This is a genomic window from Hyphomicrobium sp. 01T421, from assembly GCF_056398805.1.
The window spans coordinates 2,896,046-2,913,762 of record NZ_JBFTQC010000001.1; the positions used below are offsets into that span (position 1 = coordinate 2,896,046).

At 61.2% G+C, this 17,717-nt stretch carries 18 protein-coding genes; 6 read left to right on the forward strand and 12 right to left on the reverse strand.

Translation table 11 applies throughout. The annotated features are described in order from the left end of the window. Positions 1-57: 57 nt before the first annotated feature. Positions 58-2,331: a ribonuclease R gene (rnr, locus tag AC1DK3_RS13430; RefSeq protein ID WP_477192683.1), complete on the reverse strand. Its 2,274-nt coding sequence runs from the start codon at positions 2,329-2,331 to the stop codon at positions 58-60. Between the two features lie 20 nt (positions 2,332-2,351). Beyond that, on the reverse strand, positions 2,352-5,120 hold the full coding sequence (gene topA, locus AC1DK3_RS13435) for a type I DNA topoisomerase (protein WP_477192684.1): 2,769 nt from the start codon (positions 5,118-5,120) through the stop codon (positions 2,352-2,354). 87 nt (positions 5,121-5,207) lie between these two features. Between topA and AC1DK3_RS13440 the strand changes: the two genes are divergently transcribed. Continuing rightward, positions 5,208-5,531: a hypothetical protein gene (locus AC1DK3_RS13440; RefSeq protein ID WP_477192685.1), complete on the forward strand. Its 324-nt coding sequence runs from the start codon at positions 5,208-5,210 to the stop codon at positions 5,529-5,531. On the opposite strand, the gene dprA is transcribed toward AC1DK3_RS13440, so the two are convergent. From dprA to ruvX, 5 genes are all read right to left on the reverse strand, one after another. After that, positions 5,528-6,715, reverse strand: coding sequence for a DNA-processing protein DprA (gene dprA, locus AC1DK3_RS13445; RefSeq protein ID WP_477192686.1), 1,188 nt, complete (start codon positions 6,713-6,715; stop codon positions 5,528-5,530). The genes AC1DK3_RS13440 and dprA overlap by 4 nt on opposite strands. Then, positions 6,699-7,331: a glycerol-3-phosphate 1-O-acyltransferase PlsY gene (gene plsY / locus AC1DK3_RS13450; RefSeq protein WP_477192687.1), complete on the reverse strand. Its 633-nt coding sequence runs from the start codon at positions 7,329-7,331 to the stop codon at positions 6,699-6,701. Before plsY ends, dprA begins: the two co-directional genes overlap by 17 nt. Positions 7,332-7,383: 52 nt before the next feature. Beyond that, the gene (locus AC1DK3_RS13455) at positions 7,384-8,715 is read right to left on the reverse strand and encodes a dihydroorotase (RefSeq protein WP_477192688.1); all 1,332 of its coding nucleotides are present in this window, start codon (positions 8,713-8,715) and stop codon (positions 7,384-7,386) included. Then, on the reverse strand, positions 8,712-9,686 hold the full coding sequence (locus AC1DK3_RS13460; protein ID WP_477192689.1) for an aspartate carbamoyltransferase catalytic subunit: 975 nt from the start codon (positions 9,684-9,686) through the stop codon (positions 8,712-8,714). Before AC1DK3_RS13460 ends, AC1DK3_RS13455 begins: the two co-directional genes overlap by 4 nt. Positions 9,687-9,839: 153 nt before the next feature. Further along, positions 9,840-10,334 carry a Holliday junction resolvase RuvX gene (ruvX, locus tag AC1DK3_RS13465; RefSeq protein WP_477192690.1) on the reverse strand — a complete coding sequence of 165 codons (495 nt, stop codon included), beginning with the start codon at positions 10,332-10,334 and terminating at the stop codon, positions 9,840-9,842. 204 nt (positions 10,335-10,538) lie between these two features. Here ruvX and gatC point away from each other — a divergent pair, with 204 nt between their 5' ends. The 5 genes from gatC to gatB are packed head-to-tail and all read left to right on the forward strand — an operon-like array spanning position 10,539 to position 14,460. Next, positions 10,539-10,826 carry an Asp-tRNA(Asn)/Glu-tRNA(Gln) amidotransferase subunit GatC gene (gatC, locus tag AC1DK3_RS13470; protein WP_477192691.1) on the forward strand — a complete coding sequence of 96 codons (288 nt, stop codon included), beginning with the start codon at positions 10,539-10,541 and terminating at the stop codon, positions 10,824-10,826. 3 nt (positions 10,827-10,829) lie between these two features. After that, on the forward strand, positions 10,830-12,329 hold the full coding sequence (gatA, locus tag AC1DK3_RS13475; protein WP_477192692.1) for an Asp-tRNA(Asn)/Glu-tRNA(Gln) amidotransferase subunit GatA: 1,500 nt from the start codon (positions 10,830-10,832) through the stop codon (positions 12,327-12,329). Positions 12,330-12,366: 37 nt separating this feature from the next. After that, positions 12,367-12,681: a chorismate mutase gene (locus AC1DK3_RS13480; protein ID WP_477192693.1), complete on the forward strand. Its 315-nt coding sequence runs from the start codon at positions 12,367-12,369 to the stop codon at positions 12,679-12,681. After that, positions 12,674-12,982, forward strand: coding sequence for a hypothetical protein (locus AC1DK3_RS13485; RefSeq protein WP_477192694.1), 309 nt, complete (start codon positions 12,674-12,676; stop codon positions 12,980-12,982). Before AC1DK3_RS13480 ends, AC1DK3_RS13485 begins: the two co-directional genes overlap by 8 nt. Then, the gene (gene gatB, locus AC1DK3_RS13490) at positions 12,979-14,460 is read left to right on the forward strand and encodes an Asp-tRNA(Asn)/Glu-tRNA(Gln) amidotransferase subunit GatB (RefSeq protein ID WP_477192695.1); all 1,482 of its coding nucleotides are present in this window, start codon (positions 12,979-12,981) and stop codon (positions 14,458-14,460) included. The genes AC1DK3_RS13485 and gatB overlap by 4 nt, the downstream gene beginning before the upstream one ends. Positions 14,461-14,487: 27 nt before the next feature. Here gatB and AC1DK3_RS13495 read toward each other — a convergent pair whose 3' ends face one another. From AC1DK3_RS13495 to AC1DK3_RS13515, 5 genes are all read right to left on the reverse strand, one after another. Continuing rightward, positions 14,488-14,634 (reverse strand): hypothetical protein, encoded by a 147-nt coding sequence (locus AC1DK3_RS13495; RefSeq protein WP_477192696.1) that lies wholly within the window; start codon positions 14,632-14,634, stop codon positions 14,488-14,490. A gap of 185 nt (positions 14,635-14,819) precedes the next feature. Further along, positions 14,820-16,187, reverse strand: a complete 1,368-nt coding sequence (locus tag AC1DK3_RS13500; RefSeq protein WP_477192697.1) for a cytochrome P450 — start codon at positions 16,185-16,187, stop codon at positions 14,820-14,822. Between the two features lie 64 nt (positions 16,188-16,251). Continuing rightward, positions 16,252-16,416, reverse strand: a complete 165-nt coding sequence (locus AC1DK3_RS13505) for a hypothetical protein (protein WP_177228042.1) — start codon at positions 16,414-16,416, stop codon at positions 16,252-16,254. Between the two features lie 135 nt (positions 16,417-16,551). Beyond that, on the reverse strand, positions 16,552-17,082 hold the full coding sequence (locus AC1DK3_RS13510; RefSeq protein WP_477192698.1) for a DedA family protein: 531 nt from the start codon (positions 17,080-17,082) through the stop codon (positions 16,552-16,554). Positions 17,083-17,214: 132 nt separating this feature from the next. Next, a complete protein-coding gene (locus tag AC1DK3_RS13515) occupies positions 17,215-17,673 on the reverse strand; it encodes a hypothetical protein (RefSeq protein WP_477192699.1) in 459 nt (152 codons plus the stop codon). Between the last annotated feature and the right edge of the window lie 44 nt (positions 17,674-17,717).

A 17,717-nucleotide genomic window follows, 5' to 3' on the forward strand; every position in this document is an offset into this window, starting at 1 on the left:
GCATTTGATGGGGCGTCGCGGCGCGATGGTCAAGGGTCGGGGCGTCTTTCTGCGGCGTTATCGACCCCGGCCCCGGAATTTCTGCGACTTTCGCGGCCGAGCGTTGCGATTGCCGATCGACTTCGAAGCGAAATTTCCCTTGGTCGGCTCGGTCAGCATTTCAAATCGTAGCGCACCGGCGGAGGGGATTGCCTCCAGCAGTCGGACCTCGACCGTATCGCCGAGCCGATAGCCTGTACCGGAACGGGCGCCGATCAAAGCGTGAGCCGCCTCGACGTGGTGGTAGTAATCGTTGCCGAGACTGGAAATCGGAATGTAGCCGTCGGCTCCGGTATCCTTGAGTTTCACGAAGAGACCGGACCGCGTAACGCCGGCGATGCGGCCATGGAATGTCGCGCCGACCTTGTCGGCGAGGTGAGCGGCGATCAGGCGATCGGTCGTTTCACGCTCGGCGGACATGGCGCGACGCTCGGTATCCGAAATTGCTTTCGCGATGCTTGCGAGGCGCGGGATTTCGTCGTCGCTCAGTCCATCGGAACCCAGACCGAGCGCGCGGATCAGTGCGCGGTGCACGATCAAATCGGCGTAGCGGCGGATCGGAGACGTGAAGTGCGCGTAGCGGACGAGGTTCAGACCGAAATGCCCGATATTCTTCGGATTGTATTCGGCCTGCGACTGCGAGCGCAGGATCACTTCATTGATGAGATCGGGAACGGGCAGATCCTTCGCCTGCTCGAGGACGCGATTGAAAGCTTCCGGCTTCAGCGCACCGGCGTGCGGGACTTTCATGTCGAGCGTTTCGAGAAAGTCTCTGAGGCCCTTCAATTTCTCGGGGCTCGGCGCGTCGTGCACGCGGTAGACGAGCGGAAGTCGTTTTTCCTCGAGCGTCTCGGCGGCTGCAACGTTCGCCTGGATCATGAACTCTTCGATCAGGCGATGCGCCTCCAATCGCTGGGGCGTCACGACGCGATCGACTTTGCCTTCGGCATTGAGAAGGATTTTGCGCTCAGGAAGATCCAGGTCGAGAGGGCCACGCTTGTCACGCGCCTTCGCGACGGCTCTGTAAGCCGCCCATAGCGGCTTCAGCGCGGTCTCTATGAGAGGCTGACATTTTTCCGACGGGTCGCCGTCGATTGCGGCCTGCGCTTCCTGATACGAAAGCTTGGCGGCCGATTTCATCATGGCGCGCAGGAAGGTGTGGCTGCGCTTCTCGCCGTGCTTGTCGAACACCATGCGGACGGCGAGGGTAGGGCGCTCTTCGAGTTCACGCAGCGAACAAAGATCGTTCGATATTTTCTCCGGCAGCATCGGCACGACGCGGTCGGGGAAATAGACGGAGTTGCCACGGAGTTGCGCTTCGCGGTCGAGCTTCGAGCCGGGGCGGATATAGTGAGCGACGTCGGCAATGGCGACGATTACGACGAAGCCGCCTGAGTTTTTTCCGTCGGTGTCGGCCGCGGCGTGGACGGCGTCGTCATGATCGCGGGCATCCATCGGATCGATGGTGAGGAGCTGAATGTCGCGAAGATCGGTGCGGCCTTTCATGGTCGGCGCCGGAAGCGTCTCGCATTCCTGAATGACCGACTCGGGGAAATCTTCCGGGATGCCGTGGGCATGAATGGCGATTAGCGATATCTTTCGCTGATCGTCGGGATTGCCGAGGCTTTCGACGATCTCGGCGCGGGGCGTCGCGAAACGTCCGCTGCGGTTCAATTGGAAGCGAACGAGATCGCCGTCGCTGGCGCCGCCGGTATCGTCAGGCAGAATTTGCCAGCTCTTCAATTCTTTCCGATCGATCGGCTCGATGGTGCCGCCGCCGCGGTTCGATGCGCGGTAGATGCCGAGAAGGCGGCGCTTCTCGCGTGGCAGCTTCTTGATCGGCGTTGCTTCGTATGACGCTAGCCCGCTTCCGCGCGGAAGCTTGTGGAGCCGCGCCAAAATGTGATCGCCGACGCCGATGTCAACGGCGCGTCCTTGTCCATCGGCCACGATACGAATGACCGGCCGCTTGCCGTCGTTTTCTTCCCAGTGCAGCGGCTTGGCGATGAGATCGCCGTCCTTGTCGCGGCCGGTGACTTCAAGCGTCGTGGTGGGCGGCAGTTTGCCCTTCTCACGCATGTGCTTTTTGTCGCCCGCGAGCGTGCCTTCTTCCGACATTTCGGCGAGCAGACGCTTCAATGCGATGCGGGCGCCGCCGCCGACGCCGAAGGCGCGCGCGATCTCCCGCTTTCCGGCCTTCCCCTGAGCGGAATTCAGAAAGTCGAGGATCTGCTCTTTGCTCGGAAGTCCGCCATTTGCAGGAGCTCGCGTCACTTTAGATTTGCGGGCCACCTGGCGCCTCGTGTTTGCGATCAGGCCTTAGCCCTAGCGAGTTTCTTTGCGGGAGCGGCGGCTTTCGCCGGCTTTTTTGCAGCTGCAGGTTTCTTTGCAGCCGCAGGCTTGGCAGCCTTGCGTTCAGCAGGCGCCCCCGTTTCGGCTTTGTCCGGCTTTGCCGCTTTCGTCGCCTTCGGCTTCGCTGCGCGTGCCGGTTTCGACTTCTTGCCGCCGCCGTTGGCGACACGCTCGGCCAGAAGCGACACCGCCTCATCCATCGTGAGGGATGCGGGGTCCTTCGCGCGCGGCACCGTGGCGTTGACTTTGTTGTGCGTGACGTAGGGCCCGTAACGGCCCTCCAGCACTTGCACAGCGCCGCCTTCGCTCGGATGCGCGCCGAGATCTTTCAGAACCTTCGGTGCATTCCGCTGGAAGCGGCTCTTGCCGCCGCCGGCGCGCTTTTCGGCAATCAGCGTTACGGCCCGGTTGAGGCCGATGGTGAATACGTCCTCGATGCTTTCGAGATTGACGTAGGTTTTGGCTCCGCCGTTCTCGTGAACAATAAACGGCCCGAACCGGCCGAGACCTGCGGTGATCGCGCCGCCTTCGTCGGGATGCTGACCCACTTCGCGCGGAAGCGACAGGAGCTGCAGCGCCTTTTCGAAATCGAGCGTCGCGGCGTCGATGCCCTTCGGGATGCTCGAGCGCTTCGGCTTTTCGTCGCCTGCTGCCTCGCCGAGCTGGATGTAAGGTCCGAACCGGCCGGTGCGCAGCGTGACCGCAACGCCTTCGTCATTATATCCGAGCACCTTGCCGTCGAGCGCGTTGGCGTCGCCGTCGGCAGACTGGGTCAGCTGCCGCGTATAGTTGCACTCCGGATAGTTGCCGCAGCCGATGAAGGCGCCGTACTTGCCGGAAATCTTGAGGCTCAGGCGTCCCGATCCGCACTTCGGGCAAAGGCGTGGATCGCTGCCGTCTCCCTTGTCCGGGAAGACGTGCGGTCCAAGCATTTCGTTCAGCGCTTCGAGAACGTCACCGACGCGCAGATCCTTGATCTCTCCGACGGCCGCCATGAAGTCGCGCCAGAAGTCACGCAGCACGTCCTTGTAGGCAAGTTCGTTGTTGGAGATGAGATCGAGTTTTTCCTCGAGCTCGGCCGTGAAGTCGAATTCGACGTATTTCTTGAAGAAGCTTTCGAGGAACGCGATGACGAGGCGTCCTTTGTCCTCGGGAACAAGACGTTTCTTTTCGATGCGCACGTAATCGCGGTCGACGAGCACGGCCATCGTCGACGCATAGGTCGACGGCCGGCCGATGCCGAGCTCTTCCATCCGCTTCACCAGCGTCGCTTCCGAGAAGCGGGGCGGGGGTTGCGTGAAGTGCTGGTCGGCGCTGACCTCTTTCTCTTTTAGCTGATCGCCAACGGCGAGCGCCGGAAGACGGCGATTCTCGCTATCGTCGTCGGACGGATCATCCTTGCCCTTGGGGATCGTGAGGACGCGGTCGTCGCGGCCTTCTTCGTAGACCTTGAGGAAGCCGTCGAACATGAGGACGGAGCCATTCGCCCGCATGCCATAGGCCTTGCCGTCGGCACCCTTGACCTCGATCTCGGCAGCCGTCTGCTCGATATCGGCAGGGGCCATCTGGCTCGAGATGGCGCGCTTCCAGATCAGATCATAAAGAGCGGCCTGATCCTTTTCGAGGTATTTCCGAACCTGATCGGGCTTGCGGCGCGGGTCGGTCGGGCGGATGGCCTCGTGCGCTTCCTGGGCGTTCTTGGCCTTGGTTTTGTATTCGCGTGCAAAGGGCGTGTAGTTCTTGCCGTACTCGGCAGAAATCACGTCGCGGATGTGGCCGACCGCTTCCGGCACGATCTGGACGCCGTCCGTTCGCATATAAGTAATGAGGCCGACGGTCTCGCCGCCGATATCGACACCTTCATAGAGGCGCTGGGCGATCTGCATCGTCTGCTTCGCTGAGAAGCCAAGCTTGCGAGACGCGTCCATCTGCAATGTCGACGTCGTGAACGGCGGGAAGGGATTGCGCTTCGTGGCTTTCTTCTCGACCGACGCGACGCGGAAATTCTGGCCCATCAGCGCTTTCCTGATGGCAGTCGCCGTCGCTTCGTCCTTGATGTCGAGCTTCTTGAGCGTCGTTCCATCGATCGCGACAAGGCGGGATCTGACGTCTTCGCCCTTGGCAGTCGAGAGTTGCGCCTCGATCGTCCAGTATTCGTCGGTTTTGAAGGCCTCGATCTCGGCCTCGCGGTCGCAGACGAGACGGAGGGCGACGGACTGCACGCGGCCGGCCGACCGGGAGCCGGGCAGCTTCCGCCAGAGTACGGGCGAGAGCGTAAAGCCGACGAGGTAATCGAGGGCGCGGCGCGCCAAATAGGCGTCAACCAGGGGTTCGTCGATCTTGCGCGGCTCCTTGAGCGCGGCGAGGATCGATTGCTTGGTGATGGCGTTGAAGGCGACCCGTTCAACCTCAGTGTTCTTATTCAGAGCCTTTTTCTGATTGAGAATTTGGAGGATGTGCCAGGAAATGGCTTCGCCTTCGCGATCAGGGTCGGTCGCGAGGATCAATTTGTCGGCTTTTTTGAGCGCCTCGGCGATCTCGCGCATGATCTTCTGGGACTTCGGATCCACTTCCCAGTGCATCGCGAAATCTTGGTCGGGCTCGACGGAGCCGTCCTTCGCAGGCAGGTCGCGCACGTGCCCGTAGGACGCGATGACCTTGTAGCCTGAGCCCAAATATTTATTGATCGTCTTGGCCTTAGCGGCGGATTCGACGATGACGACGTTCATCTGGCGATTTCGCTCCTGGGCCGCGCTCTGTCCGTCGGGTCGACGGGTAAGCGGCCTTCATTCGCCGCCTCGCGGCGGGGCCGGAACATGGTTGATCGCCGCAGCGCTGTCAAATCCCAGGTTGTTACGACCAAAAGTTGTGTTATTATTAAGATTGCGACCATTGCGAGAATGGTATACATTAATCATATAGATTGGACGGGGAATTTCTCAAGGGTGATGGAAGCGTTGCAGAATAGTGGAAATTCCGGCCGGTCGGGCGGTGAAAGGCGAGATCATCTAGAATACCTCGCTGATTTGTTAGGCGAATTACAGCTCATGGCCGAGCGTGAGGGGTGCCGAAAATTATCCCGCATGCTGGCGATTTCGCATGCCGAGGCGCGGCGCGAGACGGATCGCCATCAAAGCTAGACGCCTTTCAGTGCGACGAGGCTATGTCCCTGCCGCTCGATCCGGCCTCCGAGATCGAGCTCAAGGAGGGCAATTTGAACCGCCTGGATCGTCAAACCGGCGTTGCGCGCGATGGCGTCGACGGTGACGGGGGCTGGTCCGAGTGCCGAGAGGACGGCTTTCGAGACTTCTTCCGGCGCAAGCTCGGCCGTTGGAGGTTTCGCTGAGGCTGGTTCAGCTGCCCGCGGTTCGATGGGCAGCGTATAATCGTAGCGGCGCTCCTCGAAACCCAGGATGGGGCGAAGAATTTCTACAACCTCCGCGGCTTCGGTGACGAGCGTGGCACCCTGCTTGATCAGGTTGTTCGTCCCTTCCGCTCGGGGATCCAGAGGATGCCCGGGGATTGCGAAGACCTCGCGGCCGAGGTCATTGGCGTAGCGGGCCGTTACGAGGGTACCGGAACGCGCCGCGGCCTCCACGATGACGACGCCATTGACCAACCCTGCGATGATGCGGTTTCGGCGAGGGAAGTCCTTGTCGCGCGGCTGAAGGCCCGGCGGCCGCTCGGTGACCAAGCAGCCTTCACTCCCGATGCGGGCCTGCAATTCGGCATGTTCAGGCGGATAGATCCAATCTATGCCGCCGGCGACAACGGCGACGGTGCCGCTTTTCAATGTCGTCTCGTGCGCTGCCCGATCGATGCCGCGCGCGAGGCCGGAGACAATGACGAAGCCAGCTTCGGCCAACTGGGCCGCGAAGAGGCGGGTCAACTGCACGCCGGCCGCGGAACATTGCCGCGATCCGACGATTGCGACGGCGGGAACGTTCAGAAACTCGTGATTGCCTTTGATGTAGAGCATCGGCGGCGGGGCTTCGATACGGGCGAGAAGAGCCGGATAGTTCGGCTCAATCGTGAAGAGGGGCGTCGCGCCTATTCGCCGGGCTGCTTCGAGTTCGCGTTCCGCGTCGGCTTTCGGGCAGATCCGGATCGTCCGGCCGGAGCCGCCTCGCCGGGAAAGTGCAGGTAGGGCTTCGAGCGCGTTCGTGGCGCCGCCGTAGTGATTGATGAGATCACGGAAGGTTACGGGTCCGACGTTCTCCGATCTGATCAACCTCAGACAGGCCAGTCTCTCCTCATCGGAAAGCTCTGCCGTCGGCAACGGTGCGGGGCGGAAGAGCTGCGGCTCGTCAGGGCTTGGAGCCAATGCTCGGTTCCTCTCCCGCGATCAGGCGTTCGATGTTGGCGCGATGCTTGATGAGAATGATGAGGCTCATGATCGCGACAATCGCCGCCAGATTGGCGTCTCCCAATATCCAGGCGGCGATAGGCGCGGCGACGGTGGCGACGATTGCCGCGAGAGAAGATATTCGTGTCAGTGCGGCGACAGACAACCAAAGAACGGCAAAGACGGCGGCGCACTGCCATGCGAGCGCAATCAAGACGCCAAGGTATGTCGCGACGCCCTTGCCACCTTTGAACCCCAGCCAAACCGGAAAGATGTGGCCGATGAAGGCGCCGAGACCTGCGAGCATTGCGGGCGTCTCGCCCAGAAAATGTCTCGCGATCAGCACGGCGACAGCACCCTTCGCGGCGTCGAGAAGAAGGGTCGCCGCCGCGAGACCTTTGTTGCCGGTTCGCAGGACATTGGTCGCGCCGATATTGCCGGAGCCGATGCTCCGGATATCGCCGAGCCCCGCTGCACGGGTGAGGAGCAGGCCGAACGGGATCGAGCCCAGCACGTAACCGATGACCAATGCGGGCGCGATTTCAAGCGGCGAGCCGCTGTCCGTCAGCACTGCCAAAGGTAACAAGGAGCTCATGGCCTAAATCTTTTTCGCAAGGTCCGCTGGGGTGGCAGGGGAGAGGAAAGGTCTACGTGCGTTCGACGCCAGCGTATTCGTAGACCGTTTGCCCGGCAACCATCGTCCTCAGCACGCGTCCCTGCATTTTGGCTTCGTCGAAGGGCGTGTTCTTCGAACGGGAGCGCAAGCGGTCTTTGTCGACGACCCAAGGTTCGCCCGGATCGAACAACACCAGATCCGCGATGGCGCCTTTAGCGAGCCGCCCCGAGTGCAGCCCCAAGAGCCGTGCGGGATTGATGGTCATCGCCTTCAGCATTGCCGAGAGCGTGATGTCTCCCGAATGGACGAGGCGCAGGGCGGCGGAAAGCAACGTTTCGAGACCGACGGCGCCATCTGCGGCTTCGGCAAACGGACGGCGCTTGGTGTCGGCGTCCTGCGGATCATGGCTCGATACGACGACGTCGATATCGCCGTTGGCGACCCCCTGAACCATCGCGACGCGATCTTCTTCCTTGCGCAACGGAGGACGCATTTTGAAGAACGTACGATATGGCCCGATATCATTTTCGTTCAGCGTCAGGTGATTGATCGAGACACCGCAGCTGACGGGAAGCTTTCTCGCCTTGGCGCTTTTGACGACGTCCAGGCTTTCCTGGCAGCTGATGGTCGATGCGTGGTAACGGCCGCCCGTCATTTCAACGAGGCGAACGTCCCGTTCCAGCATGATCGTCTCGGCGATTTTGGATATGCCGGGCAGTCCGAGGCGGGAGGCGACTTCGCCCGAGTTCATCGAGCCGCTCGAGAGATAAGGGTCTTCCGTGTGGTGGACCACGAGCGCATTGAAATCCTTGGCGTAGCTCAGGATATTGCGCATGACGCGGGTGTTGACGACGCTCGATTTGCCGTTCGAAAAACCAATGGCTCCGGCGCGCTTCAGAAGACCGATTTCGGTCATCTCCTCGCCCTGCAGGCCCTTCGTCATCGCAGCCATGGTTTGGACGTGCACCAGGGCGTTGTCGCGGGCACGGCGCTGAATGAAGTCGACAAGCGCGACCTGGTCGATCACCGGGTTCGTGTCGGGCATGACGACGATCGTGGTCACGCCACCGGCCGCGGCGGCGTGACTTGCCGTCTTAAGCGTCTCGCGGTGCTCGTAGCCGGGTTCGCCGGTGAAGACCTGCGCGTCTATCAAGCCGGGCGCCAAGACATTGCCTTTGCAATCGATCACGTTCGCCCCTTCGGGAGCGTTGCGCCTGAGGTGCGCGCCGAGGTCGACGATCATGCCGTCTTTGACGAGAAGTCCGCCGGGCTCATCGCGGTTCGAAGCCGGATCGACGAGGCGGGCGTTGATGAAGACAGTGGCGGTGCCGAGGCTTTTGGGCTTTTCGATCGGCTTTCTCATTGGGCGTCCTCCGCGAAGCCCGGAAGGTGCGCCGATAGCGCTTCGAGTACGGCCATTCTGACGGCTACGCCCATTTCAACCTGTTCGCGGATAACACTTTTGGAATGATCGGCGACGGTCGAGGCGATTTCCACGCCGCGGTTCATCGGACCGGGATGCATGACGAGGGCGTCGGGCTTGGCGCGGGCCAGTTTCTCATGATCGAGCCCGAAGAAATGGAAGAATTCGCGCGTCGACGGGACGTATGAGGCATCCATCCGTTCGCGTTGGAGGCGGAGCATCATGACGATGTCGACGCCTTCGATGCCTTTCCACATGTCGGTGAAGACTTCGCAGCCGAGGCGCTCGGGAGATGACGGCAGCAAGGTCGTCGGCGCGATGAGCCGCACGCGGGCGCCGAGTGCATTCAAGACGTTGATATTGGATCTGGCAACCCGCGAGTGGACGATATCGCCGCAGATCGCGACCGTCAGACCGGCGATACGGCCTTTTGCCCGGCGGATGGTCAGCGCGTCGAGAAGGGCCTGCGTCGGATGCTGGTGTGCGCCGTCTCCGGCGTTGATGACAGAGCAATCGACCTTCTGAGACAGGAGTTCGACCGCGCCGGCCGCATGATGGCGGACGACGATGATGTCTGGGCGCATCGCGTTCAGCGTCACGGCGGTATCGATGAGCGTCTCGCCCTTCGTGACCGACGACGTCGCGACGTTCATGTTCATCACGTCGGCGCTCAACCGCTTCCCCGCCATTTCGAACGAGGCTTGGGTTCGTGTCGACGATTCGAAGAAGAGGTTGATGATCGTCCGCCCGGCCAGGACGTCGCGCTTGCGGCCGTTATTACGGATGTGATCCGCGTTCTTGTCCGCGAGGTCGAGCAAGAAATTGATTTCGTTGGCCGACAGACCCTCGCAGGTCAGCAGGTGGCGGCGCGGAAAAACTTTCAGCGCATTGGTATTCGATTTGGATGTCATTAAAGGCGTTTCTATAGGGGGAGTCTTGCGGGGCCGCAAGCAGGGGAACGACATCAATCCCAAAGGGGCTTAACAGCGCGTGAAGTGCGATCCGGGTGCGGATCGTCGCGAAGCGAGGCAGGGCGGGGCGTCGGGTCGTTGTCCCGTGGCCGATTAGTCCTTGTTATTCAGGCGATCAAGCGCGCTCTGGAGGATGATCGTTGCGGCCAGCTTGTCGATCACCTCGGCGCGGCGTTTGCGCGTCTGATCGGCGTCGATCAACATTCGTTGCGCTTCTGCGGTCGTCAGCCGTTCGTCCCATAGCAGTATAGGCAGCGGCGACATTTTATTGAGATTGCGCGCAAGAGCCCGGGTCGCCTGTGCGCGGGGACCCTCCGTCCCGTCCATATTGCGGGGGAGACCCAGCACCAGCCCAGCGACGCCGTGCTCTGTGACCAGGGCGAAGAGACGGACCGCGTCGGCCGTGAACTTGGTCCTGCGGATCGTTTCAAGGGGGGAGGCTATCGTGCGCCGAACGTCCGACAGGGCGAGGCCCAGCGTTTTGGTGCCCGCATCGATGCCAATGAGGCGTCCAGCCGTGATGGCGCGGAATTCGTGCTGATCTTCCGTGGTGCGGCCCGGGATCGCTGGGGCGGCCGACTGGTTCATTAAGGCATGCCTGAATATGTGTAAGGGGAGGATTGCGAAGCTGCCTCTACCAGCTTCGGCGGCAAATTGGCATCGTTTGCCGCCCTTGGCCGTCGGTTTAACCCACTGAGGGTCCCTCAGATAGTACCGCCGGTTGCATTGAAGCGGGGAGGGCGGGTAAGAGAGCTTCGCAATATCCCCCGATTTCCTTGAAGGGAACTTTCCATGCAGGTCGACGAAGCGACCGTTCGCCGTATCGCGCGCCTCGCCCGGATCAAAATCAGCGATACTGAAGCCAAGGGACTCGAGAAAGAGCTCTCGGGCATCCTCGACTGGGTGGCGCAACTCGACGAGGTCGATACGAGCAACGTCGAGCCCATGACGCGCGTCGTCGCGCAGAAGCTCAAGATGCGGGACGATGTCGTCACCGACGGTGAGATCGCGGATCAGATCGTGGCGAACGCGCCGCTTGCCGAGGACAATTTCTTCGTGGTGCCGAAGGTCGTGGAGTAGCTGGTGACGGATCTTACAAAATTGACGATGGCCGAGGCCCGCGACGGCTTGGCGAAAAAGACGTTTACGGCGCTCGAGCTGACCGATGCGTTCATTTCCGCAATCGAGACAGCCAACCCTGCGCTCAATGCCTACGTTCTGCAGACGCCGGAGCATGCGCGCGTGCAGGCCAAGGATAGCGACAAGCGCATTGCGGCCGGCAATGCTCGTCCCCTCGAAGGCTTGCCGATCGGCAATAAGGATCTTTTCTGCACGCGCGGCATCCGCACGACGGCGTGCTCGAATATCCTCGGTGAATTCCATCCGACCTACGAATCGACCGTCGGACAAAATTTGTGGGACGCCGGTGCGGTCATGCTCGGCAAGCTCAACAACGACGAATTCGCGATGGGTTCGTCGAACGAGACGAGCGCTTTCGGTAACGTCGTCAGTCCCTGGCGGCGCAAGGGCAAGGACGGCAAGCTTTCGACCGACAAGCTCGTTCCGGGCGGCTCGTCGGGTGGCTCTTCGGCTGCTGTCGCCGCAGGCCTCTGTTTAGCTGCGACGGCAACGGACACGGGCGGCTCGATCCGGCAGCCGGCCGCGCTTACCGGCACCGTCGGCATAAAGCCGACCTACGGCCGCTGCTCGCGCTGGGGCATCGTCGCATTCGCGTCGTCGCTCGATCAGGCCGGACCCATCGGCAAGACAGTGCGCGATGCTGCGATCATGCTCAAGGCCATGGCGAGCCACGACCCCAAGGATACGACGTCGGTCGACGCGCCTGTTCCCGATTACGAAGCGGTGCTTGGCAAAGGCGTAAAAGGGCTCAGGGTCGGCATCCCCCGGGAATATCGTGTCGAAGGCATGTCGCCCGAGATCCAGAAGCTCTGGGACGACGGGATCGCGTGGCTCAAGTCAGCGGGCGCGACGATCCACGACATCTCGCTGCCGCACACGAAATATGCGTTGCCGGCCTATTACATCGTGGCGCCGGCCGAGTGTTCATCGAACCTCGCGCGTTACGACGGCGTGCGTTACGGCCTGCGCGTCAACGGCGACAATCTGATCGACACCTATGAGAATACGCGCCATCAGGGCTTCGGCAACGAAGTGCGCCGACGGATCCTGATCGGCACGTATGTTCTTTCGGCGGGCTACTACGACGCCTACTATCTCAAGGCACAGAAGGTTCGGACGCTGATCAAGCGCGATTTCGACGATGCCTGGAATAAGGTCGACGTCGTCCTGACGCCGACGACACCGTCGCCGGCATTCGCGTTCGGCGAGAAGACCGGCGATCCGTTGGCGATGTATCTTGAAGATATCTTTACGGTCACCGTGAACATGGCAGGGCTGCCGGGTATGTCGGTTCCGGGCGGTCTCTCATCGGAAGGAACGCCGCTCGGTCTGCAGCTGATCGGCAAGCCGTTCGACGAGGAAACGCTGTTTCGAACTGCTCAGGTTATCGAGTATGCAGCCGGCCGCCTATCCGTGCCGGACGCTTGGTGGATGAAGGGCTGAAATCATGGATCCGAAACGGCCGTGGGAATGCGCAGACATGTCCCAGGTGCGCACTGAAATCGATCGCATCGATGCGGCCTTGGTCGATCTCATCGCAGAGCGCTTCGGCTACGTCGACCGCGCGTGGCAGCTCAAGATGAATTCGAGCGAAGGCGCCATCGTTCCGTGGCGCATTCAGCAGGTGATCGATCGCGTCAAGGCCCAAGCCGCGGAGAAGGGTTTGCCACCCGAGATGGTCGAGATGGTCGGCGCCCAGTGGCGGAACATGATCGGCTGGTTTGTCCAGTTCGAAGAAGAAAAGTTGAGACAAGTCCAAAACGATACCCAAAAGTCGGGAGTAGACGGTGCCTGATTTCCAACCCGACGTGCCACTGATTGAAGTTTTCCTTTATGGCGTGCTCAATCCCGCAACGATCATCGTCGCCTTCATGCTTGGGCGGCGCGCGGATGAGAAAGCCAAAATCATGCTCGCGGCTTTTGCCGGCGCGGCCGCCGGAGCGGCGTTGCTCTACGTGGTAACATTCTTGCGCCTTTGGGACGCTCCGACGCTCGGCCGCGCAATCGCTGGCGTTTTCACAACGTCGCTCATTGCAGGCCTCGTTTACGCCGGCATCGGCTATGCGACCAAGGGATCGACTGGAGGCCAGAAATGAACTCTCAGAAAATCGCTGAAAAGCCGAAGTCCAAAAACTACATCGAGGGTGCGACAGGTGACTGGGAAGTCGTCATCGGCCTTGAAGTGCACGCACAGGTCGCGTCGAATTCGAAGCTCTTTTCGGGGTCTTCGACGGGGTTCGGTGCGCCGCCGAACAGCCACGTCTCGCTGGTCGACGCCGCGATGCCCGGCATGTTGCCCGTGATCAATCGCGAGTGCGTGGCGCAGGCCATCCGCACCGGTCTCGGTCTCAAGGCTCAGATCAACAACCGAAGCGTTTTCGACCGGAAGAACTACTTCTATCCCGACCTGCCGCAGGGCTACCAGATCTCGCAGTACAAGCAGCCGATCGTCGGCGAAGGCGAAGTCGAGATCTCGGTCGATGGCGAGACGCTGACCATCGGTGTCGAGCGGCTGCATCTCGAGCAGGACGCGGGCAAGTCGCTCCACGATCAGCACCCCGATTATTCCTACGTCGACCTCAATCGTTCGGGCGTCGCGTTGATGGAAATCGTCTCGAAGCCCGATCTCAGGTCGTCGAAGCAGGCGCAGGCCTACGTCACGAAGATGCGCAGCATCTTGCGTTACCTCGGTACGTCCGACGGCGACATGGACAAGGGCAACTTGCGCGCCGACGTCAACGTTTCGGTCAGGAAGCCTGGCGACAAGCTCGGCACGCGCTGCGAGATCAAGAACGTCAACTCCATCCGCTTCATCGGTCAGGCGATCGAATATGAGGCGCGGCGCCAGATCGACATCATCGAAGACGGCGGGAAGATCGATCAGGAAACGCGTCTCTTCGATGCCGTGAAGGGCGAGACGCGTTCGATGCGGTCGAAAGAGGAAGCGCACGACTATCGCTACTTCCCCGATCCCGACCTTCTGCCGCTCGAGTTTTCGAACGACTATGTCGAAGAGCTGAAATCGAAGCTGCCGGAACTCCCCGACGAAAAGCGTGCGCGCTTCATCGAGAGCTTTGGGCTTTCAGGTTACGACGCCGACGTGCTCGTCGCGGAACGGGCATCCGCCGATTATTTCGAGAAGGTCGCGGGAGGCCGCGATGGCAAGGTCGCCGCGAACTGGGTGATCAACGAGCTGTTCGGGCGCTTGAACAAAGAAGGCAAATCGATCGAAGATTCGCCAGTTTCCGCGGCGCAGCTGGGCGCCATCGTCGATCTCATCGGCTCGAATGCCATTTCGGGGAAGATCGCCAAGGATCTTTTCGAGATCGTTTGGACCGAAGGCGGCGATCCGGCCGAGATCGTCGACAAGCGTGGCATGAAGCAGGTGACCGACACCGGCGCCATCGAGCAGGCCGTCGACGCCATCATCGCGGCCAATCCCGAAAAGGTCGAACAAGCGAAGGCCAAGCCATCGATGCTGGGCTGGTTTGTCGGTCAGGTGATGAAGTCGACCGGCGGCAAGGCGAACCCTGCGGCGGTCAACGAGATCCTGAAAGCCAAGCTCGGAATCTGACGGTCTTTTGCAGCCGCCGGGGAGGCGTCAGAACGCTTTCTGAAGGGCGAGGCGTCTCGCCTTGCGTTCGCGAAGGCCGATCAGGGCAACGTGTGTAATGCCGATGCACGCCAATATGACGAGGCCGAACGGCACGATGGCTGCGATCCCGTAAGCGATTTTTGTCGTTGTCATTGGCCTCTCCTTGGAGGCTGGTGTTCCGATGCGACAAAACATAGCAGTAAGAGTTTGAATCTCTGCTCACGCGTCCACGACAAATGGCACGACGATATTTGCGATCCAGTAACTCGTGGTAAACGCGAAGTTAACAGCGGTTGCCGCAGCGCGGCCTTCGGATCGGGCCCGTTACACCGTGCCCGTTACAGGGGCCGAACGATCAACGGCATGCCGCCTTTCGGGCGAAGCGTGACGCGGCTCACGGGCTCCGGCAGGTGCCGTCCGTCCCATTCGAAGCTGACGTTTCGCAGCAGCGTCGCGAGAATTGCCGTCGCTTCGAGTATGGCGAAGGACGAGCCTATGCACACGCGCTGTCCGTATCCGAAGGGCATGAACTGGGTGCGGGGGTAGCGTGCTTCGTTCTCGGGCAGAAACCGGTCCGGGTCGAAGCGATCGGGATCTTGCCAGAGTGATCTGTGGCGATGAATTGCAAAGATCGGGATGACGATCAGCGTGGGTTTGGGAAGAAAGATCCCTCCGATGTCTACGTCTTCGGCGTTCACGCGGGTCATGACGGGGGCCGACGGATAGAGGCGCATGACCTCTTTCAAAACGCGCGACGTGACGGGCAGCTTGGCGATCGCCGCGGCATCGACGGGGCCTGAGCCGATCACAGCATCGAGTTCTTCGCGTACACGGGTTTGCCATTCCGGCGCACGCGCCAAAACGTAGAGCGTCCACGTCAAAGCCTTCGCGGTCGTTTCGTGGCCGGCAAACAGAAACGTCGCGAGGTTATCGGCGATCATTTCGTCTGACATCGGTTCGCCGGTATCGGGATCCTTCGCCGCCAGCATGCGCGCGACGAGGTCGGAACCGGTCGAGCCGTCCGCGCGGCGCTGGGCGACGAGATTTCCGACGATTGCCCGCAATTCCACAGCGGCTCGCCGCATGCGGCCCTTGCCCGGATGCCAGACGGTCTCCGGAAGCTGCAAGAGCGACGCCGCGACTTCCCAGGAGATCGGATCGAGATAGGCGCGCCCCGCGCGCTTTATAACGTCGCCATCGCGCTTGCTGACGCCTGCCAATATCGTTCGGGCGATGATGGAGAACGTCGTTTCCGTCAGGTCTTCTTCGACGTTGGTGACGAACGGCGCGGGTCCGCGCGATCTCCAACGCATCACGCAATTGACGGCGGCGTCGACCATTGTCGGCACATAGCCGAGAAGCTCGGCGTGCCTGAAGGGCGGGCTCGCGACTTTACGCTGCCAGCGCCAACTCTCGCCCTGCGCGGTCAACAGCCCGTTGCCGATGATCGGCTTCAGGACGCGACGATCGAGCCGCGTTTTCGGAAACTGCTCGGCGTTCTTGAGAAGGATATTTTCGACGAGCGCGGGACCCGTAACCCACGCTATCAGCGGGCGCTTGCCGCCGTAGGTTACGATGGGCTCATGGTAGACGGCGCGCGGAATTGCCCGCAACGGATTGCGGACAAAACGGCCTAGGAACGGAAGTAGGGGCAGTGCGCGCGCGGACGGCGTGACCGTCGGCGGGTAGAACGCAGTCGTCGTCATGTCGTTACTCGCGTCACCATTCACGCAGGCAGACAGAGAACGTAGTGAGCGACTGCGCCTCTATCTAGGCCGATGCTGCTTTCTTAGCGCGGGCCTGGCCTGCAAGCTTCTTCAGGCGCGTGCGAACGCCGGTCGTGTTGCCCTGAATACGGGTCTGCGGCGCCCGCGGAATGGTGCGCTTGGCCTTTTTCTTCTGCTTTTGAACATTCTTGAGCGACGTCTTAGACATGAAACAGGCCTCGAGAGGTGGAATGTAAGGATTCGACGCTGCGCCCTGGCGCAACAGTTGGGCGATCCTCTACGGGATCGCGCCTGTTCGTGCAAGTACGGCCGTCATTTTGCGGGCCGAATGCCTCGGCGCCGGCTAGTGCAGGAGATAGCTCAGGCCGAAATAGGCCGGTGCAATCACGCCCGCCGCCCAAATAAAGGCGGAGACGACGTTAGCCAACTGAAATTGCCATTGCGGCATTGCGTACATCCCCGCGATGACCGGGATGATGGCCCGGACGGGCCCGAAGAAGTGCCCGAAAAACACGCTCAGGGCTCCCCACCGCGCAAAGAATGACTGGCCACGGTCGACCAGTTCGGGATTGCGCTTGAACGGCCAGACCTCGCGAATACCATCCTTGTAGTAGAGCCCGATCCAATAGGAGATGGCGTAGCCAAGCGCGCCGCCGACGCCAGCGGCTACAATCGCCGGCCAAAGGACGTCGAGTTCCACACCGCTTTGGGCGAGCAGAGCGGAGATGCCGATCAGTATGGCGGTGCCCGGCCAGAGGATGGAAAGAAAGCAAAAGCTTTCGAGGAATGCGACGGCGAACGCTATCGGAACGGCCCATTCCTGGTGCAATCTCACATACGCAACAGTGGCATCGACGAAGTCCTGCACGCCCATCTAGCGACTTTCGCGTTGGAGTTTATTATTAGCCCGCGAGCCGGCCCGTTCGTTCCGGTGCCCTGGCGGGCGCTCGTTCGGCGTTCCCCTGGTGTCACGGCCACATAGGAAGCAGGATCGCCGGGTTCAAGTCTAGCGGCACCGGCGCGCGATTTCTTGCGCAAGTTCACGCGAAACTTCGCGCGCGAGCATCGCAGCGCGTGCAATTTGTCCTGTGGTCAAGCCGACGTAAGCGCCTCCGCTGAGGGCGGATGGGCCCCGGTCGGCCTCTGCCTTGCCGTGCGCCAGCTCGTTGCAATTCAGTTCTTTGCGCTTTCTGCTGAACGCCATGAGACGCACGCCGGAGGCATATTCGTGAGGGCCAGCGGGCTGTTTCACCCAAGCGCGGGAAGGGTCGGTCATGTATGAATCGTAGACCATTTTGCGCTGGCTGATGCAGACGTTGCTGTCGTCGACGCATTTCAATCCACGTGCCGGATCGCCCAATGCAGCTTCATTGCCAGCACAGCCAGCCGCCGCGAAGGTTGCGAGCAAAAGCGCCATGGCGGCGTTCGATTTTCTGGTGTGCAGCGCATGTTCGAAATGATTCAAGGTAATTTCCGTTTTCGTTTCCCTCTGGCGGTAGAAAGCCAGCG